This window comes from Streptomyces sp. NPDC059255 (genome assembly GCF_042752355.1).
Lineage (GTDB): Bacteria > Actinomycetota > Actinomycetes > Streptomycetales > Streptomycetaceae > Streptomyces.
Genome location: NZ_JBHYZP010000012.1, coordinates 158,144 through 182,005 on the forward strand (window position 1 = coordinate 158,144; position 23,862 = coordinate 182,005).

The 23,862-nt window shown below is 70.2% G+C and carries 18 protein-coding genes and 3 pseudogenes; 17 read left to right on the plus strand and 4 right to left on the minus strand.

The genetic code is table 11. The features are described from left to right. Nucleotides 1-9 precede the first annotated feature (9 nt). The 5 genes and pseudogenes from ACFXKG_RS17005 to ACFXKG_RS17025 form a co-directional block, all read left to right on the plus strand. Nucleotides 10-108 (plus strand): annotated as a pseudogene (locus tag ACFXKG_RS17005) (ABC transporter permease); the annotation flags it as partial. Then, entirely contained in the window at nt 81-854 is a 774-nt protein-coding gene (locus ACFXKG_RS17010) for an ABC transporter ATP-binding protein (RefSeq protein ID WP_384838802.1), read from the plus strand. The pseudogene ACFXKG_RS17005 and the gene ACFXKG_RS17010, both read left to right, overlap by 28 nt. 147 nt (nt 855-1,001) lie before the next feature. Then, a pseudogene (locus tag ACFXKG_RS17015) lies at nt 1,002-1,154 on the plus strand (ABC transporter substrate-binding protein); the annotation flags it as partial. Nucleotides 1,155-1,171: 17 nt separating this feature from the next. Beyond that, nucleotides 1,172-2,078, plus strand: a pseudogene (locus ACFXKG_RS17020) (LLM class flavin-dependent oxidoreductase). Nucleotides 2,079-2,223: 145 nt separating this feature from the next. Beyond that, nucleotides 2,224-3,375, plus strand: a complete 1,152-nt coding sequence (locus ACFXKG_RS17025) for an NAD(P)-binding domain-containing protein (RefSeq protein ID WP_384838805.1) — start codon at nt 2,224-2,226, stop codon at nt 3,373-3,375. A 5-nt stretch (nt 3,376-3,380) separates the two neighbouring features. Here the strand turns inward: ACFXKG_RS17025 and mltG are convergent, their stop codons facing one another. Both mltG and ACFXKG_RS17035 read right to left on the minus strand, forming a co-directional pair. Continuing rightward, on the minus strand, nt 3,381-4,223 hold the full coding sequence (gene mltG / locus ACFXKG_RS17030; RefSeq protein WP_384838808.1) for an endolytic transglycosylase MltG: 843 nt from the start codon (nt 4,221-4,223) through the stop codon (nt 3,381-3,383). A gap of 106 nt (nt 4,224-4,329) precedes the next feature. Next, complete coding sequence (locus ACFXKG_RS17035) at nt 4,330-6,276, minus strand: ABC transporter ATP-binding protein (protein ID WP_384838811.1); 1,947 nt, start codon at nt 6,274-6,276, stop codon at nt 4,330-4,332. Between the two features lie 274 nt (nt 6,277-6,550). Between ACFXKG_RS17035 and ACFXKG_RS17040 the strand changes: the two genes are divergently transcribed. The 3 genes from ACFXKG_RS17040 to ACFXKG_RS17050 all read left to right on the plus strand — a co-directional run bounded on the left by ACFXKG_RS17040 (nt 6,551) and on the right by ACFXKG_RS17050 (nt 10,762). Then, complete coding sequence (locus ACFXKG_RS17040) at nt 6,551-6,994, plus strand: MarR family winged helix-turn-helix transcriptional regulator (protein ID WP_384838814.1); 444 nt, start codon at nt 6,551-6,553, stop codon at nt 6,992-6,994. 112 nt (nt 6,995-7,106) lie between these two features. After that, nucleotides 7,107-8,984, plus strand: a complete 1,878-nt coding sequence (locus ACFXKG_RS17045; protein WP_384838817.1) for an ABC transporter transmembrane domain-containing protein — start codon at nt 7,107-7,109, stop codon at nt 8,982-8,984. Then, nucleotides 8,981-10,762, plus strand: coding sequence for an ABC transporter ATP-binding protein (locus ACFXKG_RS17050; RefSeq protein ID WP_384838820.1), 1,782 nt, complete (start codon nt 8,981-8,983; stop codon nt 10,760-10,762). Before ACFXKG_RS17045 ends, ACFXKG_RS17050 begins: the two co-directional genes overlap by 4 nt. 114 nt (nt 10,763-10,876) lie before the next feature. Here the strand turns inward: ACFXKG_RS17050 and ACFXKG_RS17055 are convergent, their stop codons facing one another. Further along, nucleotides 10,877-11,668: a metal-dependent hydrolase gene (locus ACFXKG_RS17055; RefSeq protein ID WP_384838823.1), complete on the minus strand. Its 792-nt coding sequence runs from the start codon at nt 11,666-11,668 to the stop codon at nt 10,877-10,879. Nucleotides 11,669-11,883: 215 nt separating this feature from the next. Here ACFXKG_RS17055 and ACFXKG_RS17060 point away from each other — a divergent pair, with 215 nt between their 5' ends. Beyond that, nucleotides 11,884-14,457, plus strand: coding sequence for a DEAD/DEAH box helicase (locus ACFXKG_RS17060; protein WP_384838826.1), 2,574 nt, complete (start codon nt 11,884-11,886; stop codon nt 14,455-14,457). Between the two features lie 95 nt (nt 14,458-14,552). Further along, entirely contained in the window at nt 14,553-15,425 is an 873-nt protein-coding gene (locus ACFXKG_RS17065; protein ID WP_365819254.1) for an acyl-CoA thioesterase II, read from the plus strand. A 205-nt stretch (nt 15,426-15,630) separates the two neighbouring features. Here the strand turns inward: ACFXKG_RS17065 and ACFXKG_RS17070 are convergent, their stop codons facing one another. Further along, on the minus strand, nt 15,631-16,422 hold the full coding sequence (locus ACFXKG_RS17070) for a tyrosine-type recombinase/integrase (RefSeq protein ID WP_384838830.1): 792 nt from the start codon (nt 16,420-16,422) through the stop codon (nt 15,631-15,633). Nucleotides 16,423-16,514: 92 nt separating this feature from the next. Here ACFXKG_RS17070 and ACFXKG_RS17075 point away from each other — a divergent pair, with 92 nt between their 5' ends. From ACFXKG_RS17075 to ACFXKG_RS17105, 7 genes are all read left to right on the plus strand, one after another. Then, nucleotides 16,515-17,150, plus strand: coding sequence for a class I SAM-dependent methyltransferase (locus ACFXKG_RS17075; RefSeq protein ID WP_384838833.1), 636 nt, complete (start codon nt 16,515-16,517; stop codon nt 17,148-17,150). Then, nucleotides 17,041-17,631, plus strand: a complete 591-nt coding sequence (locus ACFXKG_RS17080; RefSeq protein WP_384838866.1) for an NUDIX hydrolase — start codon at nt 17,041-17,043, stop codon at nt 17,629-17,631. The genes ACFXKG_RS17075 and ACFXKG_RS17080 overlap by 110 nt, the downstream gene beginning before the upstream one ends. 95 nt (nt 17,632-17,726) lie before the next feature. Continuing rightward, entirely contained in the window at nt 17,727-17,870 is a 144-nt protein-coding gene (locus tag ACFXKG_RS17085) for a hypothetical protein (protein ID WP_384838836.1), read from the plus strand. Between the two features lie 107 nt (nt 17,871-17,977). Continuing rightward, nucleotides 17,978-19,153, plus strand: coding sequence for a tyrosine-type recombinase/integrase (locus tag ACFXKG_RS17090; RefSeq protein WP_384838839.1), 1,176 nt, complete (start codon nt 17,978-17,980; stop codon nt 19,151-19,153). Continuing rightward, entirely contained in the window at nt 19,150-21,786 is a 2,637-nt protein-coding gene (locus ACFXKG_RS17095; RefSeq protein ID WP_384838842.1) for a tyrosine-type recombinase/integrase, read from the plus strand. Before ACFXKG_RS17090 ends, ACFXKG_RS17095 begins: the two co-directional genes overlap by 4 nt. Continuing rightward, entirely contained in the window at nt 21,783-22,379 is a 597-nt protein-coding gene (locus ACFXKG_RS17100) for a DUF6262 family protein (RefSeq protein ID WP_384838845.1), read from the plus strand. The genes ACFXKG_RS17095 and ACFXKG_RS17100 overlap by 4 nt, the downstream gene beginning before the upstream one ends. Before the next feature lie 817 nt (nt 22,380-23,196). Then, on the plus strand, nt 23,197-23,745 hold the full coding sequence (locus tag ACFXKG_RS17105) for an SMI1/KNR4 family protein (protein ID WP_384838848.1): 549 nt from the start codon (nt 23,197-23,199) through the stop codon (nt 23,743-23,745). The last annotated feature ends 117 nt before the right edge of the window (nt 23,746-23,862 follow it).

Sequence of the window (23,862 nt, forward strand, 5' to 3'; positions counted from 1 at the left end):
GGCGAGGACCTGGTCGTCCACGCCCTGCTCGGCCTGTTCGCCGACGCCGTCGTCCGTACTCTCGAAAGGCTGCTGCCGCAATGGCGACCGACCTTCGAGGGCCGGTGAACGCGGCGCCGGGCCGGGGCGGTGCGGCGGCCGTACGGGTCGAGGGACTGATCCGGTCCTTCGACGGGCGTCCGGTGATCGACGGGCTCGATCTGACGCTGCGGCCCGGGGAGTTCACCGCGCTGCTGGGCCGCAGCGGCTGCGGCAAGTCGACCCTGCTCCGGGTCCTCGCGGGCCTGGACCGGGAGATCGAGGGCACCGTGCTCGTACCGAAGCGGCGTGCCGTCGCCTTCCAGGCACCGCGGCTGATGCCCTGGAAACGGGTCTGGCGCAATGTGCTGCTCGGGCTGGACGGCAAGCCCAAACGGGCCGTGGCGGAGAGCGCGTTGGCCGAGGTCGGCCTCGCCCACCGGTCGGGCGCCTGGCCCAGGACGCTCTCCGGCGGCGAGGCCCAGCGCGCCTCCCTCGCCAGGGCGCTGGTACGCGAACCGGATCTGCTGCTGCTCGACGAGCCGTTCGGGACGCTGGACGCGCTGACCCGGCTGACGGCGCAGCGGCTGGTCGCCGAGTTGTGGCAGCGGCGCGGCTGCGCGGTCCTGCTCGTCACCCATGACGTCGAGGAGGCCCTGCTGCTCGCGGACCGGGCGCTGGTGATGCGGGACGGTGCGATCGCGTACGAGACACCGGTCGCGCTGGAGCGGCCGCGCACCGTGGGCGATCCGGGCTTCGCCGCTCTCCGCGCGCGACTGCTGGCCGAGTTGGGGGTCGACGAGCACCCTGCCGGCCCCGACGGCGCCGCGGCGTAGCCCAGCGCACTCCCACCTGAGAGACCACTCATGAAACGCTTTCTGCCCGCTGTCCTGTTGCCCCTCGCTCTCCTGCTCGTCGGCTGCTCCGGCAGTTCGTCCGCCGACGACTCCGGCGGGGCGGGCGGCGCCACCGACGGAAAGGGGGCGCTGGACGGGGCCGCGATCGCCTCCGAGCAGAAGATCGCCGACACCTTCGCCGGGCTGGGGCTCATCCCCCGCCGCTTCGACTTCGCCGACTACGTGGACGGCCGCGTCAACAAGGATCTGCCGCCGTCGACCTCACCCGCGCGCAGCTAGGGAAAGGCTTCCTCCCGATGAGTGTCCATCTGCACTGGTTCCTGCCGACCGGCGGCGACGGCCGCACACTCGTGGACCGCCACGCGTACACCGACGGCGGTGTGAAGCGGTCGCGGATCACCCCGGTGAGCGGGGTGCGGGCGCCCGACATCGAGTACCTGGCACAGATCGCCAAGGCCGCCGAGCACCTCGGCTTCGAGGCGGTGCTGACACCGACCGGCACCTGGTGCGATGACGCCTGGCTGACGACGATGGCCCTCGCGCAGCAGACCGAGCGGCTGAAGCTCCTGGTCGCCTTCCGGCCGGGGCTGATCTCACCGGTCCTGGCGGCGCAGATGGCGGCCACGTATCAGCGGATCACCCGGGGCAGGCTGCTGCTCAACGTGGTGACCGGCGGCGACGCCGCGGAGCAGCGGCGCACGGTCCGGTTCGGCATCCGGATGCACACCATCTCGCGGGACTCGGCGCGCGACGCGTGGGCCACGGCCGGGCGGCTGCTGGACGATCTCGACCCCGAGACGGTGGCCGCGGCCCAGCGGGCGCTGGGCCGGAGCGAGTCGGTGGGCCAGCAGCGGGTGCTCGCCCTGCACGGCGGCTCCCGCGACGAGTTGGAGATCTCGCCCAACCTCTGGGCGGGTGTGGGTCTGGTACGGGGCGGGGCGGGCACCGCGCTGGTCGGCAGCCACGCCGAGGTGGCCGACCGGATCGAGGAGTACCACGAGCTGGGCATCGAGCACTTCGTGCTCTCTGGCTATCCGCATCTGGAGGAGGCGTACTGGTTCGGGGAGGGGGGTGACGCCGGTGCTGGCGGAGCGCGGGCTGCTCGCGCGGGTCCCGGCGTCCCCGCTGCTCGGGCTGGCGGGGACCGGCGGCGAGCCCGCGGGCGTGGGCGGCGCGCCGCTCCTGTTGGCCGGTGGCCGCTGAGTCCGCGGCGTCGTCGATTCCGCCCCGGGCCGGGGGGATTCCCGTACGCGCCGGGCCGGGGAGGCTCGATTACGCCTCGGGCCGGGGACGTTCCCGTACCGTCCTGGCCGGGAAGATTGCCGGAGCCCCGGCTGTTGGTAGAAACGTGAACGACTTCGGGGTACGCGACATCGATGTGGTGGTCATCGGCGCCGGGCAGGCGGGCCTGTCCGGCGCCTACCATCTGCGCCGCTCGGGGCTGGCGCCGGACCGCGACTTCGTCGTCCTGGACCATGCCGCCCGACCGGGCGGCGCCTGGCAGTTCCGCTGGCCCTCGCTGACGTACGGCAAGGTCCACGGCATGCACGCGCTGCCCGGCATGGAGCTGGTCACCGGCCCGGACGACGACACCCGGCCGTCGTCCGAGGTGATCGGCGCCTACTTCACGGCGTACGAACGGCGCTTCGGCCTGCGGGTCCACCGGCCCGTCGATGTCCGCGCCGTACGGGAGGGCACGGACGGGCGGCTGCTGGTGGAGTCCTCGGCGGGGAACTGGTCGGCCCGGGCGCTGATCAACGCCACCGGGACCTGGGACCGCCCGTTCTGGCCGCGCTACCGGGGCCAGGAGAGCTTCCGGGGGCGCCAGTTGCACACCGCGAACTACCCGGGGCCCGAGGAGTTCGCGGGGCTGCGGGTGATCGTGGTCGGCGGTGGGGCCTCCGGCACCCAGCACCTCATGGAGATCGCGCAGGTGGCGGCGGACACGACCTGGGTGACCCGCCGTCCGCCGGTCTTCCGCGAGGGTCCGTTCACCGAGGAGTGGGGCCGGGCGGCCGTGGCACTCGTCGACGAGCGGGTGCGCCAGGGGCTGCCGCCGCAGAGCGTGGTGTCGGTCACCGGGCTCCCGGTGAACGAGGCCGTCGCGCGGGCGCGCGCGGAGGGGGTGCTCGACCGGCTGCCGATGTTCGACCGGATCACGCCGGACGGTGCGGTCTGGGACGACGGCCGGACGGTGGAGGCCGATGTCATCCTCTGGGCGACGGGGTTCCGGCCCGCGATCGATCAGCTCGCCCCGCTCGGGCTGCGGGAGCCGGGCGGCGGGATCCGGATCGAGGGGACGCGCGCCGTACGCGACGAACGGGTCCACCTGGTCGGGTACGGGCCGTCCGCCTCCACCATCGGCGCCAACCGGGCCGGCCGGGCGGCCGTACGGGAGATCCGGCGGCTGCTGGCACGCGGCTCCGACGACCGGAACGGCGGTGACACGGGCGGGGGCACGACGGCCGGGGAGGAGAAGGCGGCGGCGCTGAGTGCCTGAGAATCCTAGGCGTCCCTGCGGTGCTTGTTGAACTCCTCGACGTTCTTGCGGTGTTCGGCGTACCGGTTGGTGAAGCGGGTGTCCCCGGGCCGCACGGTGACGAAGTACAGCCAGTCGCCGCTCGCGGGGGCGACCGCCGCGCGCATCGCCTCCTCCCCCGGGTTCCCGATCGGGGTGGGCGGCAGCCCCTTGTGCTCGTAGGTGTTGTAGGGGCTGTCCGTCCGGGTGTCCGCGTGGCTGGTGTCCAGCGTGGCGCGGTTCAGCGCGTAGTTGAGCGTCGAGTCCATCTGGAGCGGCATGCCCAGGGCGAGCCGGTTGTGCACGACCCGGGCGACGCGGGCCATGTCGGCCGTCGTGTCGGCCTCCGCCTGCACGATGCTGGCGATGGTGACCGTCTGGTAGGCCGACACCCCGTGGGCCCGCGCGCCGGCGGTGATCCGGTCGCCCCCGAACCGCTGGTTGGCGGTCCTGACCATGTAGCCGAGCAGTCCGGCCGGGGAGGTCGTGGAATCGATGGGGTACGTGGCCGGGAAGAGATAGCCCTCCGGGTTGGACCGGGCGGCCTCGGGCAGTTCGAGCCGGGCGTCCACCGCCGCCTTCCGGGTGGTGCCCGCGGGTACGTCCAGCGCCCGGTCGACCGACGCGTACACCTGGGTCGCGCGCCGCCCCTCGGGAACGACCAGGGTCGTCGCCCGCCGGGCGCTCTCGTCCCCGCCGGACAGCAGGGTCAGAGGCACCAGCACCGCGGCCGTGACCGCGAGGGCGGCACCGGCGATCAGCACCAGCCGGCCGCGGCGGGTCAGCCGGGTGCGACGCCCGGGTCGTGCCACCGGAGGCTCGTTCGTCATGCGGGCACGGTAACCCGGAGTGATCACCGATCCCGGCACCTCGGGCGCGACGACACGGATGGTACGCGTTCGGACGTTCCCGTCCCGGGGAACGGCGGCGCCCCGGTCACAGAGCGGCGGGCGCCAGGCCGTCGACCGGCTCGGGGTCGGCCGGGTCGGCGCCCGCCGCGGTCGCATCGGTGTTCGTGTGCGCCGGGCGCTCGTCCCTGCGGACGAGGGCGGCGTAGCGGCCGTCCTGGCGGAGCAGCTCCTCGTGTGTGCCGCGCTCGGCGATGACGCCCGCCTGGAGGACGACGATCTGGTCCGCGTCCCTGACCGTGGAAAGCCGGTGCGCGATGGTGATGGTCGTACGTCCTTCGGAGAGGGCGTCGATGGCCTGTTGCACGGCGTGTTCCGTACGGGTGTCCAGCGCGCTCGTCGCCTCATCCAGGATCAGTACGGGCGGGTCGCGCAGGATGGTGCGGGCGATCGCGAGGCGCTGCTTCTCGCCACCGGAGAAGCGGTATCCGCGCTCACCGACCAGGGTGTCGTAGCCGTCGGGCAGCGAGGCGATGTGGTCGTGGATCTGGGCGGCCTTCGCGGCCGTCACCATCTCCTCGTCCGTGGCGTCCGGCTTGGCGAAGCGCAGGTTGTCGGCGACCGAGGCGTGGAAGAGGTAGGTCTCCTGGGAGACGACGCCGACGGCCCGGGCGAGGGTGTCGAAGTCCAGATCGCGTACGTCGACGCCGTCGAGGAGGACCCGGCCGCCCGTCACGTCGTACAGCCGGGGCACGAGATAGCTGAGGGTCGACTTGCCGGAGCCCGTGGGGCCGACGACGGCGAGGCTGCCGCCGGACGGAACCGTGAGGTCGATGCCGCTGAGGGTGCGCCGGTCCTTGTCGTCGTAGCTGAAGTCGACGCCGTCGAAGCGGACTTCGCCGCGGATCCGCTCCAGCCTGACCGGCCGCTCGGGCTCGGTGATGTCGACGGGGAGATCCAGGTACTCGAAGATGCGCTGGAAGAGGGCGAGGGAGGTCTGCATGTCGACCCCGGTGGACAGCAGGCTCACCGCGGGCCGGAAGAGCCCCTGCTGGAGCGAGACGAACGCGACGAGCGTCCCGATGGAGACGGGTGTGCCGCCCGCGCCGAGCGCGATGCCGGCGGCCCAGTAGATGACGGCGGGCATGGCCGCCATGACGATGCCGATGGTCGACATCCGCCAGCGGCCCGCCATGTTGGAGCGGACCTCCAGGTCGACCAGACGCTCGGACTCGTCGGCGAAGGAGCGGGTCAGCGAGTCGGCCCGGCCCATCGTACGGCCGAGGAGTATGCCGCTCACGGAGAGCGATTCGGTGACCGTCGCGGCCATGGTGGCCATCTGCCGCTGGCGCTCCGTGGTGATCTTCTTGCGCTCGCGGCCGACCTTCCGGCTGATCCAGACGAAGACGGGGAGCAGCACCATCGAGACGGCGGTGAGCCGCCAGTCCAGGGCGAGCATCGCGACGACCGAGGCGATCACGGCGGTGAGGTTGGAGACCAGGGAGGTCGCGGTGGAGGTCACCGTCGCCTGCATGCCGCCGATGTCGTTGGCGATGCGCGACTGGACCTCTCCGGTCCTGGTCCTGGTGAAGAAGGCGAGCGGCATGCTCTGGAGCCGTCTGTAGACGCCGGTCCGCAGGTCGTGCATGACCCGCTGGCCCACGGTCGTGGAGATCAGCGTCTGGAGCACGCCGAAGATGCTGTTGACGACCGCCGTCAGGATCATGCCGAGGGCCAGCAGGCTCAGCAGGCCGGTACGGCCCTGAGGGATCGCCGTGTCGAGGATCTCGCGCAGCATGAACGGCGAGGCGACCGTGACCAGCGACGACGCGGCCACGAGGAGGCCGACAAGCGCGAGCCGGCCGCGGTAGGGCCGGAAGAGGCCGAAGATCCGCCGCAGTTGGGCGGGCTGCTCCGGCGCCTCCGTCCTGTCGGGACCGCCGGGGGCGCGGCCTTTCGGGGACGCGACGGATGCCGCGGACGCCGGGAGTGCCGGGGGTGCCGTGGGTGTCCAGGTGGATGGTTCGGGTTTCATGGGCTCCTTCGATGACGCATGAGGGGTGACGCGGGAGAAGTGACGTATGAGAGGTGACGTATGAGGGGGGCGTATGAGGGTTCGGGTGCCCTGCGCCGACCGCAGGGCCGATGAAGAGCATCGGTACGGGCACCGATGGAGGCACCCGCACAGTCATTCCCGTACAGGCACGTATATCGATACCAGGATCGGGATCGGGACCGGTGGGCTTTATCGACCCTAGCTCACTGTTACCTATACTCACAATTACCTTGGTCCTGATATTATTCCGCGTATGAGCACCCCCGATGTCGACGGCATGCTGGCCGAGCAGCTTCTGCGGCTGACCCGCCGGCTCCACCGCATCCAGAAGCAGCAGCTCGAACCGATCGGCATCACCCCGGCCCAGGCGCGGCTGCTGCGCACTCTCCCGCTGTACGACACGCCGCCCCGGATGACCGATCTGGCCACGCGCCTCGAAGTGGTGCCCCGCGCCGTGACCACCCTGGTCGACAGCCTGGAGGCGAGCGGCTGGGTGCGCCGCGCCCCCGACCGGACCAACCGCCGGGTGATCCGTATCGAGCTGACCGACGCCGGCCGGGCGACGCTGCGCGCCCTGCGCGGCGCGCGCCGGTCCGCCGCCGAGGACGTCCTGGCGCCGCTCACCGCCGAGCAGCGCGAGGTGCTCGGCGGGCTGCTGTCGACACTGGTCGACGGGACCGCCGAACGTCCCTGCTGAGCGTGGTGCGGCTGGCTCGAACCGACCCCCTCCGCGGAAAAACCCTTTGCCTCGTGCCCTCGAACACAGCGAACCTTGCACGGTTTGGGCCATCCACGAGTCATGGGACATCATGCAGATTCGCGACCTTCCGTATCCCGATCCGGGGATTCCCGATGTCCGGTCAGGCCCTCGGTTCCTGCTGTGGCTCGGGCGCAACCAACTGGGCGGACAGCTCACATCGCTCTCCTGGGGCCTGCTGCACCAATTGGGCATCGCCGGGCTGCCCATCGGCGCCGGGGTCGCCGTCCAGGCCGTCATCGACCGCTCCGGGAGCCGGCTCGCGCTCGCCGGCGGTCTGATCGCCCTGTTCGGCCTCGCCATCACCGTCGGCGACACGATGCTGCACCGCACCGCCATCACCAACTGGATCACGGCCGCCGCGCGCCTCCAGCAACTGCTGGCGCGCAAGACCGCCGAGCTGGGCTCCGCGCTGACCCGGCGGGTCGCCGCCGGTGAGGTGGTCGCGGTCTCCACCGGCGACGTCGAGAAGATCGGATGGTTCGTGGAGGCGCTCTCCCGCTTCCTGGCCGCCGTCATCGCCATCGCCCTGATCTGCGTCGGCCTGGTCCTGTACCTGCCGGAGCTGGGCCTGCTCGTCGCCGTCGGCGTGCCGGTGCTCGCCCTCTCCGTACTGCCGCTCCTCCCCCGCGCCACCCAGCGCGCCGACATCCAGCGCGAGAAGGCCGGCCGGGCCACCGAGCTGGCGTCCGACACCGTCGCCGGGCTGCGGGTGCTGCGCGGCATCGGCGGCGAGGAGCTGTTCCTCGGCCGCTACCGCACCGCCTCGCAGGAGGTGCGCGAGGCCGCCGTGCGCAGCGCCCGTATGTGGGCCCTGATCTCGGCGATCCAGGTGCTGTTGCCGGGCGTTCTGCTGATCACGGTGGTCTGGTACGGGGCCCGGCTCGCCCTGGACGGACGGATCGAGGTCGGCGCGCTGGTGACCGTCTACAGCGCGGTGACGCTGATGCTCTTCCCCTTGCGGCACTTCGAGGAGATCGCGATGGCGTACTCCTTCTCCCGGCCCTCCGCGAAACGCGCGGCGCGGGTGCTGTCGCTGGAACGTATCGGATACGTAGACAGGCACGGCGAGCGCGGCGGGCTCGCCGAGGCCCGGCCCACGGGCGACCTGTACGACCCCGCCACCGGCCTGCTCGCGCCGTCCGGCCTGCTGACGGCCGTGGTGTGCGGGGACCCGGACGCGGCCGGGCGGCTGGCCGAGCGGCTCGGCGGCCACGCGGCCCAGACCGAGAAGAACCCGTCCGTGCTGCTCGGCGGGGTGGCGCTGGACGATCTCCCGCTGGACTCGGCGCGGGCCAGTGTGCTCGTACAGGACAAGGACCCGGTGCTGCTGTCCGGGACGCTGGCGGAGCTGCTGGACATCCCGGCCTCCGGCGCGGTCACCCCGTCGGCGGCGCTGACCGCCGCGCAGTGCGGCGATGTCCTGGACGCGCTCGTCCAGGCGTCGGTGGACGGCAGCGGGGACCCGATGCGGTCGCGGATCACCGAGCGCGGGCGCTCGCTCTCCGGCGGGCAGCGTCAGCGGCTGGCGCTGGCGCGTTCGCTGGTCACGGATCCGGAGGTGCTGGTGCTCGACGAGCCGACGTCCGCCGTCGACTCGCACACGGAGGCGCGGATCGCGGGCGGTGTGAAGGGGCTGCGCACCGGGCGCACGACGGTGGTGTTCGCCTCCTCGCCGCTGCTGCTGGACCACGCGGACCGCGTGGTCTTCGTCCACGAGGGCGAGGCCGTGGCGGTGGGTACGCACCGGGAGCTGCTGGCCGGTGCCTCCGGCTACCGGGCGGTCGTGACCCGCGAGACGGACGACGCCGGTACGGACGGCTCCGGTACGGACGACGCTTCGGCGGGCGCCGAAGAAACGGAACATGTCATGGCCCCCGTCCCGTCACGGGCGGCAGGGGCATCGAGCGAGATGGAGGAATCGGCGTGATCGGCTTGGCTCCCCCGGCGTACGACCCGGCGGCCCCGGAGTCGGCGACCACCCTGCCCGTCGGGACACCGGCGACCGTACGGACCTACGTGAGCGAGCTGCTGCGGCGCCACCGGACGGCGTTCGTCGTGCTCGTCACGGTCAACGCCGTCTCGGTGATCGCCTCGATGGTCGGCCCGTACCTCCTCGGCACCATCGTCGAGGACCTGTCGAACGGCGCGCGCGAACTGCGGCTGGAGTGGGTCGTCGCGGTGTTCGTCGTCGCGCTGGTGATCCAGACCGTGTTCGTGCGGCTGGTACGGCTGCGCGGGGCGATGCTCGGCGAGGAGATGCTCGCCGACCTGCGCGAGGACTTCCTCGTCCGGTCCGTCGGGCTGCCGCCCGGCGTGCTGGAGCGGGCCGGGACCGGTGATCTGCTCTCCCGGATCACCACGGACATCGACCGGCTGGCGAACGCGATGCGCGAGGCGGTGCCGCAGCTCGCGATCGGCGTCGTCTGGGTGATCCTGCTGCTCGGCGCCCTGACGGCGACCGCGCCGCCGCTGGCGCTCGCGGTGCTGGTGGCACTGCCGCTGCTGGTCGCCGGGTGCCGCTGGTACTTCCGGCGGGCGCCTTCCGCGTACCGCTCGGAGGCCGCCGGGTACGCGGCCGTCGCGGCGATGCTCGCCGAGACCGTCGACGCGGGGCGGACCGTGGAGGCGCACCGCCTCGGCGGGCGCCGCGTGGCGCTCTCGGAGCAGCGGATCCGGCAGTGGACCGCGTGGGAGAGGTACACGCTCTCGCTGCGGACGGTGCTGTTCCCCGTCATCAACCTCACGCATGTGACGATTTTCCTGGCCTCGCTGGTGCTCGGCGGGACCTTCGTCCTCCAGGGCTGGCTCACCGTCGGGCAGCTCACGACGGGCGCGCTCTTCGCCCAGATGCTGGTGGACCCGGTCGGGCTCATCCTGCGCTGGTACGACGAACTCCAGGTGGCCCAGGTGTCGATCGCGCGGCTGGTCGGCGTGCGGGACATCGAGCCCGCCGCCGGAGACGCGTCGGTCGTGCCCGAGGGCCGCGATGTCACCGCCGACCGGGTGCACTTCGGCTACCGCGAGGGCGTCGACGTGCTGCACCGGGTGACGCTGGACGTCAGCCCCGGCACCCGGCTGGCGCTGGTCGGCCCCTCGGGCGCCGGGAAGTCGACGCTGGGGCGGCTGCTCGCGGGCATCTACGGGCCGCGCCAGGGGCGGGTCGCGCTGGGCGGCGCGGAGCTCTCCCGGATGCCGGCGGAGCGGGTGCGCGAGCAGGTGGCTCTGGTCAACCAGGAACACCACGTCTTCGTGGGGTCGCTGCGCGACAATCTGCTGCTGGCCCGCACGGGCGCGGCGGACGCGGAGCTGTGGGAGGCGCTCGGGGCGGTCGACGCGGACGGCTGGGCGCGGGCGCTGGACGGCGGTCTCGACACCGAGGTCGGTTCGGGCGGGGTGCCGCTGACGCCCGCCCAGGCACAGCAGATCGCGCTGGCCCGGCTGGTGCTGGCGGACCCGCACACGCTGGTGCTGGACGAGGCGACCTCGCTGCTGGACCCGCGCGCGGCCCGTCATCTGGAGCGCTCGCTGGCCCGGGTGCTGGACGGCCGTACGGTCATCGCGATCGCCCACCGGCTGCACACCGCGCACGACGCGGATGTGATCGTGGTGGTCGAGGAGGGCCGGATCAGCGAGCAGGGCAGCCATGACGAGCTGGTGGCGGCGGACGGCGCGTACGCCGCGCTGTGGCGCTCCTGGCACGGCTGACGGCGCCGGAGCCTCTCGTGACGATGGGCTCCGGGGCCGGGCACGCGAGGGGGCCTCGCGCAACGAAGGACCCCGGGGCCGGGCACGCGACGCAGCGTGCCCGGCCCCGGGCGCTCAGACCAGATTGAGGGCGAATACGGCGCCGACCCCGCCCAGCAGCATGAAGACCGGCATCAGCACCTTCACCTCCACCCAGGCGCCGGCCCGGAAGCGCATCGCCTTCGGCGGGCCGAGCGGGTACCAGCGCTTGCGGCCGAGCGGTATGGGCCAGAGGATCGGGCAGCCGGAGACGGTCAGCGCGTCGCCGATGTCGTGCACCAGCGCGCCGAGGACGATCGGCAGGCCCAGCCAGAGGTACTCCTGGCCCGGGTCGGTGAACAGCCAGTTCGCGCCGTTGCCCGGCTGGTCCAGGATCCCCGCCAGCATCCAGGCGCTGGTCGCGCCGAGCAGCCAGACCAGGACGTCGCTGGAGACCCGGGCGGCCCGCCAGAGCAGGCCCTCCACCGCGAGGACGAGGTGGACGAAGAGGATGGCGAGGACCCCCCACTGGCCGCCCGTGTACGCGACGGCCGAGGCGCCCGCGCCGATCAGGACCGCCCAGAGCCAGGTGTGGGTGAGCGTGCGGTGGCCGCCGGTCCGGCGGGGGTCGCCGGGCTTCCTGGTCGCCTTGTAGACCGCGTACGACAGCTTGTCGACGATCTCGCAGAGCGTCTTCGAGACCGGGCCGAACGCCCGGGATATCGTCGCGGCCTTGTGGTCGAGGTCCGGGGCGAGCGCGGCTCCCGCGCAGATCAGAGCCCCGACGACCAGGACGGGCCAGGGCATCGTATGGCCGGCGGCGGCCGCCGCGGCGCCCACCCCCAGCCAGGCCGCCGCCCCTGACAGCGAGTGTGCCGGTCCCATCATGGTCGTACCCGTCCCATTTCAGTTGTCGTCCAGCTCCCTGTGCGGAAGCCCTGTCCGGTGAAGCCGTGCCTGTGAGCCGTACGCGTCAAGCCGTGCACATGAACCGTGCGCGTCAAGCCCTGCGCGTGAGCCGTGTGTCATGGGACTCAGGGGCTTCGAGCCGGGGCCTGAAGCCAGTTGTCCTGATGCCCAGTTGACACGGCAGCGTATCGCTCTTGATCTTCTGCCCGCTGTCCGGTTCCCTCATCCGGCCGGAAGGAAGGCAAGATGGGGACGTGACCCTTATCGATCGCCTGCCGCCGGACGCCGACCCCGATGCCCTCTTCGAGGCTTTCTCCTTCTGGGCCGAGGGCCAGGGCATCACGCTCTATCCGGCTCAGGAGGAGGCCCTGATCGAGGTGGTCTCCGGCGCCAACGTGATCCTTTCCACCCCCACCGGCTCCGGAAAGAGCCTGGTCGCGGCGGGTGCGCACTTCACGGCGCTGGCGCAGGACAAGGTCACCTTCTACACCGCGCCGATCAAGGCACTGGTCTCGGAGAAGTTCTTCGACCTGTGCAAGCTCTTCGGTACGGAGAACGTCGGCATGCTGACCGGCGACGCCTCCGTCAACGCCGACGCCCCGGTGATCTGCTGTACGGCCGAGGTGCTGGCGTCGATCGCGCTGCGCGACGGGAAGTACGCGGACATCGGCCAGGTCGTGATGGACGAGTTCCACTTCTACGCCGAACCGGACCGCGGCTGGGCCTGGCAGATCCCCATCCTGGAGCTGCCGCAGGCCCAGTTCGTCCTGATGTCCGCGACGCTCGGGGACGTCTCGCGCTTCGAGGAGGACCTGACACGGCGCACGGGCCGGCCGACCTCCGTCGTACGGTCCGCGACCCGGCCGGTGCCGCTCAGTTACGAGTACCGCCTCACCCCGATCACCGAGACGCTGACCGAGCTGCTGGAGACCCGGCAGGCGCCGGTCTACATCGTGCACTTCACGCAGGCGGCGGCCGTCGAGCGGGCGCAGTCGCTGATGAGCATCAACATGTGCACGCGCGAGGAGAAGGACAGGATCGCCGAGCTGATCGGCAACTTCCGCTTCACCACCAAGTTCGGCCGCAACCTCTCCCGTTACGTACGGCACGGCATCGGCGTGCATCACGCGGGCATGCTGCCCAAGTACCGCCGTCTGGTGGAGAAGCTGGCCCAGGCGGGGCTGCTCAAGGTGATCTGCGGTACGGACACGCTGGGCGTCGGCGTCAACGTCCCCATCCGTACGGTGCTGTTCACCGCGCTCACCAAGTACGACGGCACGCGCGTCCGCACCCTGCGCGCCCGGGAGTTCCACCAGATCGCGGGGCGCGCGGGGCGGGCCGGGTTCGACACGGCGGGCTTCGTCGTCGCGCAGGCGCCCGAGCACGTCGTGGAGAACGAGAAGGCGCTGAACAAGGCGGGCGACGACCCCAAGAAGCGCCGCAAGGTGGTGCGCAAGAAGGCGCCGGAGGGCTTCGTCGCCTGGTCGGAGACGACCTTCGACAAGCTGATCGGTTCCGATCCCGAGCCGCTGACCTCGCGGTTCCGGGTCACCCATACGATGCTGCTGTCGGTCATCGCCCGGCCGGGCAACGCGTTCGAGGCGATGCGCCGGCTGCTGGAGGACAACCACGAGCCGCGCAGGCAGCAGCTCCGGCACATCCGGCGGGCCATCGCGATCTACCGTTCGCTGCTGGACGGCGGGGTGGTGGAGCGGCTGGAGACCCCGGACGCGGAGGGCCGGATCGTCCGGCTGACCGTCGATCTCCAGCAGGACTTCGCGCTCAACCAGCCGCTGTCGACGTTCGCGCTGGCCTCGTTCGAACTGCTGGACCCCGAATCGCCTTCGTACGCACTGGACATGGTCTCCGTCGTCGAGTCGACGCTGGACGATCCGCGGCAGATCCTCGCGGCCCAGCAGAACAAGGCGCGCGGCGAGGCGATCGGCGCGATGAAGGCGGACGGTGTCGAGTACGAGGAGCGGATGGAGCGGCTGCAGGAGGTCACGTACCCCAAGCCGCTGGAGGAGCTGCTCGTCCACGCGTACAACACGTACCGCACCAGCCATCCGTGGGTCGGTGACCATCCGGTCTCGCCGAAGTCCGTGATCCGGGACATGTACGAACGGGCGCTGTCCTTCACGGAGTTCACGTCCCACTACGAGTTGGCACGCACCGAGGGCATCGTGCTGCGCTATCTCGCGGGCGCGTACAAGGCGCTGGAGCACACCATCCCGGACGACCTCAAGTCGGAGGACCTGGAGGATCTGACCGCCTGGCTGGGCGAGATGGTCCGGCAGGTCGACTCCAGTCTGCTGGACGAGTGGGAGCAGCTGGCCAACCCCGAGGTGGAGACGGCCGAGCAGGCGCAGGAGAAGGCCGACCAGGTCAGGCCGGTGACGGCCAACGCGCGCGCCTTCCGGGTCCTCGTACGCAACGCGATGTTCCGCAGGGTCGAACTGGCCGCGCTGGACAAGGTGTACGAACTGGGCGAGCTGGACGGCGAGTCGGGCTGGGACGCGGACCGCTGGGGTGAGGCGATGGACGCGTACTGGGACGAGTACGAGGACCTGGGCACCGGGCCGGACGCCCGCGGGCCCAAGCTGCTGGCCATCGAGGAGGACCCGGAGCACGGGCTGTGGCGGGTGCGGCAGACCTTCGCCGACCCGAAGGGCGACCACGACTGGGGCATCGGCGCCGAGGTCGACCTCGCGGCCTCCGACGAGGAGGGGCTCGCGGTCGTGCGCGTCACGTCCGTGGGCCAGCTCTGACGTACCTCTGACGTGCGTCCGACGCACCTATGGCTGTACGGCGTGGTACAGCACCGAAGAACGAGCGTGAACCGAGAACGGGAGCACACGGCACCATGACGAACCCCGCCGAGCGGCTGGTCGGCCTGCTCGACCTGGAGCGGATCGAGGTCGACATCTTCCGCGGGCGCAGCCCCGAGGAGTCCCTGCAGCGGGTCTTCGGAGGGCAGGTGGCGGGCCAGGCGCTGGTCGCGGCCGGCCGCACCACCGACGGCGACCAGCCGGTCAACTCGCTGCACGCCTACTTCCTGCGGCCGGGGCGCCCCGGTGTCCCGATCGTCTACCAGGTCGAGCGGATCAAGGACGGGCGGTCGTTCACCGCCCGCCGGGTCACCGCAGTCCAGCAGGGCCGGACGATCTTCAACCTGACGGCCTCCTTCCACCACCCGGAGCAGGGCGGCTTCGAGCACCAGCTGCCGCCCCGGCTCGACTTCCCCGACCCCGAGTCGCTGCCCACGGTCGCCGAGGAGGTCCGCGAGCATCTGGGCGAGCTGCCCGAACCGCTGGAGCGGATGGCCAGGCGCCAGCCGTTCGACATCCGGTACGTGGACCGGCTGCGCTGGACGAAGGAGGAGATCAGCGGCGCGGACGCGCGCAGCGCGGTGTGGATGCGCGCGGTCGGACCGCTCGGCGACGACCCCCTGGTGCACACGTGCGCGCTGACGTACGCGAGCGACATGACCCTCCTGGACGCGGTCCGCATCCCGGTCGAGCCGCTGTGGGGCCCGCGGGGCTTCGACATGGCGTCGCTGGACCACGCCATGTGGTTCCACCGGCCGTTCCGCGCGGACGAGTGGTTCCTGTACGACCAGGAGTCCCCGATCGCGACGGGCGGCCGGGGCCTGGCGCGGGGCCGGATCTACGACCGCGAGGGCAGGCTGCTCGTGTCGGTGGTGCAGGAGGGGCTGTTCCGCAGACTGAACGGCTGACCTGCGCCGATACCAATACCCACGCAGTGCGCCGTGGGCCGGTCACGCACGGCGCCACCGGCCTGCACACGGCCCTTTACAAAAGACCTAAGCCCTGAAACCCGGGGGGCGATCATCCCACCACGTCCTCCTGCCCTCCGCTCCGCCCCACAGAGATTGTGCCAATAGTGTGCCGCCGAGATTGAGTGGTCCAGTCCACTCAACCTCAGAGTGCTCCGGGGTCTTCGCCAAGAGCTCCCATGATGCGCTGAGCCATCGCCTGCCGCTGCCCATGGTTGCGCTTGTAGTAGGTGTCCATCAGGACGGCCACGCTGTGGCCTGCCATCTCCGCCACCTCGGCCGCGGGCACTCCGGAGTTCAGCCACAGCGACACCGCGGCGTGACGCAGGCCGTACGGTCGCTGTGCAAGCGGTGATGCCGCCAAGTGGGGCGGGAAGGCAAGCTGCCTTGCCTCGTGCCAGACGCCGAGGTAGCGGGTGGAATCCAGCCGCCCGACGTTCGGGCTGCGGAAGAGCCGTCCGTCTGTGGCAACGCCGAACTCGTCCACATACGCACGCAGAATCCGTACAAGTTCCGGAGAGATCGGCACCGGCCGTACTTCGTCCCGGGCCCGGTGCTTCCACCCCCGTATCTCGTGCTTACGCCCGTCGTCCGTCCAGGCCGAACCCGCACGGGTGCTGACCTCGCTCAGCGTCAGCAGGCCGGGCCCCTTCTGCGGAAGGGTGCAGTCCTGAAGTCTCAGCTCCACAGCCTCTTCCGGCCTCAGCGCCGCAAAGTACAGCGCGGCGAAGAACGGCATCAGCAGGCGCCCCCGCTGGTGCTCCCAGGTTCCGACGTAAGTGACCGCCGTCAGAAGTTCACGGGCCTGATCCGGACTGACGACTACCCTCGGGTCTACCTGCCGGGTAAGGCGTGGAGCACGCCAGCCGATCCTGTCGATGGGGTTCTCCGCTAGGTAACCCTTCTCCACCGCATATTCGAGCGCGTTGTGCAGCACCGCTCGGCTCCGTTGCGAGGTACTGGGGCGCGCAGCTTTTCCGTCCAGCCGCAAGTTGAGAGCCTCGCTGGAACGGCAGCGACGACACCTCGGTGTTGACCGCCGACGTACCGTCAGGCAGCCGGTGGTGGCGTTCTCCCAGGCTTCACCGGGCTGCGTGTGGGACAGGAGCTACGCACCCACGCCGAGGCGTACGCGATACGCCAGAAACTCATCCCGGAGCGCTGGTCGACGCCGTCGACGCCTCGCCCTCTCAGCACCAGCGCGCCACCGAACGGTACGGACGTCAGCCTGGCCTGAACCTCTTCCTGTCCGACGCTGTCGAGCATCTCCGGCAAGCCGAGCCTTACGACGTCATCTACTCCATCCACGGCGTCGCTTACATCGACCCTCGCCGTCTTCTGCCCGCCCTCGGCGCCGCCCTGCGGCCCGGAGGACGCCTCGTCCTGTCCGTCCTCCACACCAACTCCGAGGGTCTCGGGCCCTCAACGACGGTCGTCTCACGGCCCGAGATCCTGCCGCTGGCCGGCGGTGGCCGGCTCACCGTCCCGCATGTGGGTGCTCACGCCGTCCCTTTGGGAAGACCTGTTCGTCGAACACGGCCTCGTTGTCGACCACATGGAAACTCTGGCAGCCCCCGAGGACGACAATCCCGTTGCCTGCACTCTCTTCCAGGTGCGCCGCCGTTCCCGGGTAACCAGCCGTCAGCGAGGCGGCAGTCCGCCTGAGCCGCACGGAGTTGTCGGGATCGGGGCCATCCTCTACGGCCCGCGGGGCCTGCTCCTCGGTCTCCACCACAGAATGACGCGCGAACTGCCGGGTGGGTCCATCGAACCGGGTGAGTCACTCCAGCACGCCGTTGTCCGGGAAGTCGCCGAGGAGACCGGCTGCGCCGTCCGCGAGGAGGACGTGATCCTCCTGGGCACGATCGTCGACCGGGTTGGCCCTATTGTCCGCGTCACGGTGGCTGCGGTGGTCACCGCCTGGGACGGTGAGCCCACCGACCAGGACAACGAGCCGATCGGCAACTGGCGGTGGTACCAGCTTGATCAGCTCCCCGACGGACTGTTCATTCCCAGCGCCCAAGTTCTGACCGCATGGCGCCCCGGCCTACCCATTGAGCACCCGCCCGCCCACTACACCCCGTTCTCGCACCCGAGCGAACCGAACGCGTCGACGAGCGAAGCGCTCCGGGACCGATACGCCTGATCACATAAGGAAACGGCGCCACTGCGACATATCCGACCAACGACCGGACCTGCCTCGGTCGCTCACACGACAAGCTCGCAGGTCAAGGGGGAAACATGCTCACGAAACGTCTGGCGAATTTCAACGCCTACAAGCTCACCCCCGCCACCCGGGGCACCAGTTCCTGGACCGCCCGAGTCACCGCCATCCGGGAAATCAACCCGGACATCCTTGCCCTGCAGCTTTCCGGCCGTATCTAACGATGTCCGTGATGTTCGTGGTGGCGGTGACCACGGGCACCCCGCTCTCGTTTGCCGACCGGCGTCGTGGTGTTCGTCATGTCGCTGTTGGTCGGCACGGAGGGCACATGGCACGCAAGTTGCTGCTCGGGCAGATGCGGGTGCAGGAGATCCATCACCGCGACGGAAGGCTGTCGTACACGATCGTTCAACCCGGCGGGCCGCTCCATCAGCCCGCGGACCGGTACCTGGTTCAGTACGAGGGGCGGGGGACGGACCGCACGTACGCCTATCTTCTCGTGGATCACCTGCGCTGGCTGGAGATGGAGGGGTTGTCCATCGAGACTGTCCGGTTCGAGGACCTGGAGCGGTACATGGGGGCGGTCGGCGCGAAGGTGTCGATTCCGTTCGGGTCGCCGTGGCGGATCGGGAAGCGGCCGTATGGCAACAGCGCGCTGTCGGGGGCCGCGGCCTGTCTCAAGGGCTTCTACATCCACCAGGCGGGGCTCGGCTGCAACCGGGCTTTGGGCCAGCAGCTGGACCTGCGGCGGATGCCGACGAAGGCCGACCGGTCGCGGGCCTTCCTCGGGCATGTCGCCAGCACGATGCCGACGAACCCGCTCGCGCCGAGGCGGACCCGGCGCCGGCACCCGAAGATGCTCCCGGACGGCGCCCGCGGATATCTGCTGGAGGTCGTCAACTCGGTCCGCGACCACATGGTCGTGGACTGGCTGAGCGACGGTGGCTTCCGGGTCGGTGAGCTCTGCGGCCTGCACCTGAGCGATCTGCATCTGAGGGCGAACGCGGGGTGCGGCGAGTGCCGCTGGCCGCACGTCCACGTCTGCCACCGGGACGGGCTGAACAACCGGGCGCGAGCGAAGACCAAGCACCCATGGGCCCTTGAGGACGGTGTGATCCGTGGCGGGCTGATCAAGCGCGTCAGCCCCGCGATGATCCACTCATACTTCGAGTACATGACGGGCGAGTACCCGCGCGACGCCGCCCACGGCATGCTGCTGGTCCAGCAGCACAGGCCGGGGCGCGGCCTGCCCTGGGCGGCGGAAGGCGCCCGCAAGATGGTGGCGCGAGCCGGTATCCGGGCCGCACTGGGCCGAATTCGCCCCCATATGTTCCGTCATTCCTTCGCGAATTCGGTGCTGGACGCCTCGAACGGCAACCTCGTGGTCACTCGGGACGCCGGGGGCTGGGCCTCGGTCGAGGTCGTGGACGAGATCTACGCCCACGTCGACATCAACGACCCCGTCTTCGACGCGGCCCTGCGCACGGCCTGGGGTGAGGCATGAGTACGCCGGCGCTGCTCCCCGTTGCTGCCCCTGTGGATCGGCGCCGGTCGCGAGACCGGCTGGAGATCCTCGCCACCCTGCTCGCCGGGCCCACCGTGGACGCCTACTTCACCCAGGAACTGGTGCGCTTCCCCGAGGATCATCCCGTCTTCGGCTGGAAGTGCAATGTGTCCGGCTGTCAGGGGCCGGCCGCCGGGGGCGGCAACAAGGACATGTGCGTCAGCCACCTCCTGGAGTACCGGTGCCGGGTGAAGACGGAACCGGAGCTGACCCGCTACCGCTTCCAGCAGACGGCCGTCCCCCGCAGCCTCAGCAAGGTGCGGAACATTGACCCGCCGGACTGCCGGATCTGCCGCGACCGGCCGTCCAAGCTGGACTGGGTGGAGTTGTGCGACCGTCACTACCGGCGGTGGATGCGCGCTACGAAGGAAGCGGATACGGCGCCGGACTTCGAGGTCTGGTGCACGCGGGAGAAGCCGCTCGGCGGCTTCGGTCCATGCGCCGTATCCGTCTGTCACCTGTGGGCCTACAGCCCGCTGGGCATCTGCCACAGCCACCACAACCGCTACCGGACGGCGGGCGAGCCGGGCCTGGCCAAGGTGGCCATCAAGCGGTGGCAGCACCGTTCGGATCTCGGCGTGCCGATCCCTGTCCACTATGACGACGAGGTGTCCTTCAGGTCCTGGTGCGAGCGTATGCCGGTGGTCTATCGGCCGGGGCAGGTGAGTCTGCGCGGCCTGTCGCCGCTGCTGACCGCCGAGTTCCAGTGGTGCATGTTCGCGCGCTCCCATCGGCGTGATCACACCTACTGGTCGGTGCACTGGCTGCAGGAGCTGGTCAATCAGTGCCGCGCGCGGGGCTGGCAGGCGATGTCGGACGTCGACCTCGCCGAGTGTTCCCGCACCGCTCGCATGATCGTGCTCGAGTTCCGCGCCGATCTCCGTCTGGTCTATTTCACGCCAGAGGACACCCGCGAGTCCGGGTTCATCGAGACCGACCACTTCGGCATCCGGTTGTCCGGGGACCGCGGCAGTCACCTGGACCTGAGCCGCGTCCCACAGCGGTGGCTGCGGAACATCCTCTGGGAGAGCCTGGCCGCCCGTCTGCGCTCTCCGCAGGGAGCCCGCAGTGGTTCGCCCTTCGACTCCTCCCGTCGCGCGGCGGTCGAACTCGGATCCTTCCTGGCGATCGCCGCCCCGCTCGGCGGCCACGATCCCCGGCTGCTGACCGCCGAGCACATGAACGCCTTCGTCGTCGACCAGCGGCGCCGGGCCCGCGACCGGCTGCCGTCGCTGGGACTGCACCGCTACCGCACCCAGGAACCCGGCACCTGCTCGGAGACCTCGCGCCGGGAGGTCTTCAACTACGCCCGGTACATGCTCCGCGAGGCCCTCGACAGCGGAGCCGCCGACCAGATCGGTTTGCCCCGGGAGTTCATCTGCGCCCTGCCCAAAGGCGGCGGCGCCACAGAACGCTCCCGCGCCCCGTTCACCGACGAGGTCGCCCGGGCCCTGGCCGAGGAGGCCAACCTTACGCGGCTCACTACCGAGTACGACCCCAACCACCGTGGCCTGCGCGATATCTGGGAGACCCTCGTGTTCACCGGCCGGCGTGCCAACGAGGTCGTCAAGCTCCGCCTCGACTGCATCGGCCGTTACGGCGGTCTGCCCCTGCTCTGGCACGACCAGACCAAGGTCGGCAACCTTGATGAGGCCATCCGCATCCCTGAGCGGATCTTCGAGGTGATCCAGCGCCGGCAGAAGCTCACCCTGCAGACCTTCATGGACCGCCACGGCCGTATGCCCAGCACGGCGGAGCGCAAGGAACTGGCCCTGTTCCCCTCGGGCAACCGCAACGCCATCCTGCGCCGGTCCATCTCCTACGGCTGGTTCCAGAGCTGCTTCCGCTCATGGGTCCAGCAACTGGAGATCAGCGGCTCCTGCGTGCCTCACCAGGCCCGCCACACCCTGGCCACGAAACTCCTGCGCAGCGGCGCCGGGATGCACCACATCAAGCAGTACATGGGACAGGTCTCGATGCGGATGGCCGAGCACTACGCGAAGGCCGCCGCCTCCGAGATCGAGGACGTGCTGCAGATGGTCTGGGTCGGCGGCCCCGGCTCCGCCGTGCCCGGCCGGGTACTCACCTCGCCTTCCACCGCGGATCCCCTCACCCGGGCGGAAGCGCAGGCCATGGCGCTGGACCTGTCGCGGCACAGTACGCCGACCGAGGGCGGGTTCTGCACCTACCAACCGGTCGTGGACGGCGGCGCCTGCCCCTGGAAGCTGAACTGCGAAGGCTGCGACCGGTTCGTCATGTCCGGGGCCGACCTGCTCTACTGGCGCCGCAAGCGGGACCAGTGGCGCTCCTTGGCCGAACGCGCCCCCGACAACGCGACCGCCGACTACCTGCACCAGGTCTTCGAGCCCATCGCGCAGGCCATCGACGGCCTGGAACGAGCTCTGGCGGGCCTCGGCCTGCTTGAGGAAGCACTCTCCTTGGACCTGCGCCGGCCGCAGGACTACTTCCAGCGGGTATGGTCCACCGCCTTCCGCGCCTCCGACCTCGCTGCGCTCGAATCTCCGGGCGAGGATCTCCCGGCGGCAGCTCCGGGCCGGGAGGCATCGGCATGACCGACTCACCGCAGCCGGCGCCTCGCACCGCCCGGGCCCTTCAAGCCCGGCACGAACGCAGCCAGGAGAAGGTGAAGCAGATCGGCGAGACACTCGACCGCATGCTCAAGACGCGCGCCGCCATCACCGTGGCCGCGGTCGCCCGCGAGGCAGGTGTCTCCCGGACCTTCCTCTACGAAAACGCCGAGGCAGGCGCCCTGGTCGAACGCGCGGTGCTCAAGGCGAGCGGGCGCCGTGTCGAGGACCGCCAGGCCGCGCAGGCAACTATCGACGCGGCCTGGAAGGAACGGGCGCTCAACGCCGAGGAGGCCCTCAAAGGCGCCCAAACCGAGATCCTGGCCCAGCGCCGTCACATCGGTGAACTCCTCGGACAGGTACGGGATCTGAGTACGCCCTGGCAGGAACAGGACATCGTCCGGATCACGACCGAACACGCGGCCCTCACCCGGAAGGTCCAGGAACTGAACTACGAGAAGCGTTCGCTTCAGGAACGGCTCACCGCCTCCCGGGACAACGCCCGCTTCACCGACCGGCGGATCTCCGAGCTGGAGGCCGAGGCCATCGAAGCCAAGGGCGTGGTGCGCCAGCGATAGACCGAACGGCTGGGGCCGGGCACGGCACCCAGCCGCTGTAGGTGCTCATTTGGAATGGCCCATTCCGAGGCTCCGACCTGCGCTGACCATCAGTCGTCTCATCCAAGGGACACGGTGTCCGTCTCATGCTCTTGTCCCTTCGTGGCGGAAACGGCGATGGCCACGGGCGTGAGTTCGTGGCCATCGCCGTTTCCGATGCCTTGTAGCAGGGACGGCCGAGGGCTCGGACTGTCCAGCCGGCTTCGCGCCAGGTGTGGGCGTTGAGGGTTCCGCGGCCGTCGATGACCTTCGCGGTCGTGGCCCGGGCGGCGAGGCGGTGCGGGTCGACGTGGGCGAACTGCGGCCACTCGGTGGGGTGCAGCAGCAGGTCGGCGTCCTGGACGGCGGCAATCGGGTCGTCGATGTAGTCGAGTTCGGGGATGGGTCTTGCGGGCGTTGTCCAGGGCCTGGGGGTCGGTGACGGTAACGACGGCGCCGAGCTCCTGGAGCTTCTGGGCGATGGCGGGCGAATATCACGGATGTCGTCGGTGTGCGGCTTGTAGGCGGCGCCCTGTCCGCAGCGGCCGACCGGCTCCAAGCCCTCCCGAACCCTGGCTGACCATCCTCTTCGAGTCCCTGCGGACAGCAACACCCCACCGGAGCAGTGGAACCCGGCGCCCACCCGACGCGACAGCCGGGCCACCACCATCCTCACAACCAACCCGCAACAGAGAAACGGCCCGCCGGATAAACCGACGGACCGTCATGCAAGATCGAGGCTACGTTTGATCGCCGCCAGCCCCTATATTTAGAAGCCCGACAACAACAAGAGGACACAATGAGCACCATTGAGTCACTGGATCACTCAGTTGAGCGCATTACGCGGTGGATTCAATCACAAACTCCGATCGCAGTACCGCAACTTAACGCCCCGGCCTCAGAAGCAGACATCACCTGCCTCGGCCAAGCCATCGGCCTGAAACCCCCTCGGCCTCTTGCGGACCTCCTGCGCTTTTGGAACGGTCCCGACTGGCACGGGCTTTTCCCCACAGGTGAGGGACTGATGAGCTGTGCGCGGATCGAACGAGTCTATTCCAGGAACCTGGAGATTGCCCGGCAAAACGAAGACCTCGATTGGTGGCGAACCGAATGGATCCCTTTCGCTGAATGCTACGAAGGACACGAAGGGTTCCTGATCGATGCAGGACACCCAGCCCACCCGATACTGAAGTACACGGAAGCGGACTACCCACGCCCGTACGCCCCTTCGATGGCATGGCTGCTGCACGCCCTCGCAGACGCCCTGCACGGCACCCAGAACGACCCCGAACTCTCCTTCGCTGGACGTTCTGCATCCATGGTGGACGGCCTGATCTGCTGGTCTTGATGTCAAGAAACAGTGGTGGGGGGGGGGGGGGGCGGGCGACCCCCCCCCCCAAGTAAGACCACCCACGACTACCAGAGGAGGAGGATAAATCATAACAAATTGTAAGAAAATAATTAA

Excerpts from the sequence above, each read along its gene's own strand:
- ACFXKG_RS17010 (WP_384838802.1), top strand. The coding sequence starts at position 81 with ATGGCGACCGACCTTCGAGGGCCGGTGAACGCGGCGCCGGGCCGGGGC.
- mltG (WP_384838808.1), bottom strand. The coding sequence starts at position 4,223 with ATGACGAACGAGCCTCCGGTGGCACGACCCGGGCGTCGCACCCGGCTG.
- ACFXKG_RS17035 (WP_384838811.1), bottom strand. The coding sequence starts at position 6,276 with ATGAAACCCGAACCATCCACCTGGACACCCACGGCACCCCCGGCACTC.
- ACFXKG_RS17040 (WP_384838814.1), top strand. The coding sequence starts at position 6,551 with ATGAGCACCCCCGATGTCGACGGCATGCTGGCCGAGCAGCTTCTGCGG.
- ACFXKG_RS17045 (WP_384838817.1), top strand. The coding sequence starts at position 7,107 with ATGCAGATTCGCGACCTTCCGTATCCCGATCCGGGGATTCCCGATGTC.
- ACFXKG_RS17055 (WP_384838823.1), bottom strand. The coding sequence starts at position 11,668 with ATGATGGGACCGGCACACTCGCTGTCAGGGGCGGCGGCCTGGCTGGGG.
- ACFXKG_RS17065 (WP_365819254.1), top strand. The coding sequence starts at position 14,553 with ATGACGAACCCCGCCGAGCGGCTGGTCGGCCTGCTCGACCTGGAGCGG.
- ACFXKG_RS17080 (WP_384838866.1), top strand. The coding sequence starts at position 17,041 with ATGGAAACTCTGGCAGCCCCCGAGGACGACAATCCCGTTGCCTGCACT.
- ACFXKG_RS17085 (WP_384838836.1), top strand. The coding sequence starts at position 17,727 with ATGCTCACGAAACGTCTGGCGAATTTCAACGCCTACAAGCTCACCCCC.
- ACFXKG_RS17090 (WP_384838839.1), top strand. The coding sequence starts at position 17,978 with ATGGCACGCAAGTTGCTGCTCGGGCAGATGCGGGTGCAGGAGATCCAT.
- ACFXKG_RS17095 (WP_384838842.1), top strand. The coding sequence starts at position 19,150 with ATGAGTACGCCGGCGCTGCTCCCCGTTGCTGCCCCTGTGGATCGGCGC.
- ACFXKG_RS17100 (WP_384838845.1), top strand. The coding sequence starts at position 21,783 with ATGACCGACTCACCGCAGCCGGCGCCTCGCACCGCCCGGGCCCTTCAA.
- ACFXKG_RS17105 (WP_384838848.1), top strand. The coding sequence starts at position 23,197 with ATGAGCACCATTGAGTCACTGGATCACTCAGTTGAGCGCATTACGCGG.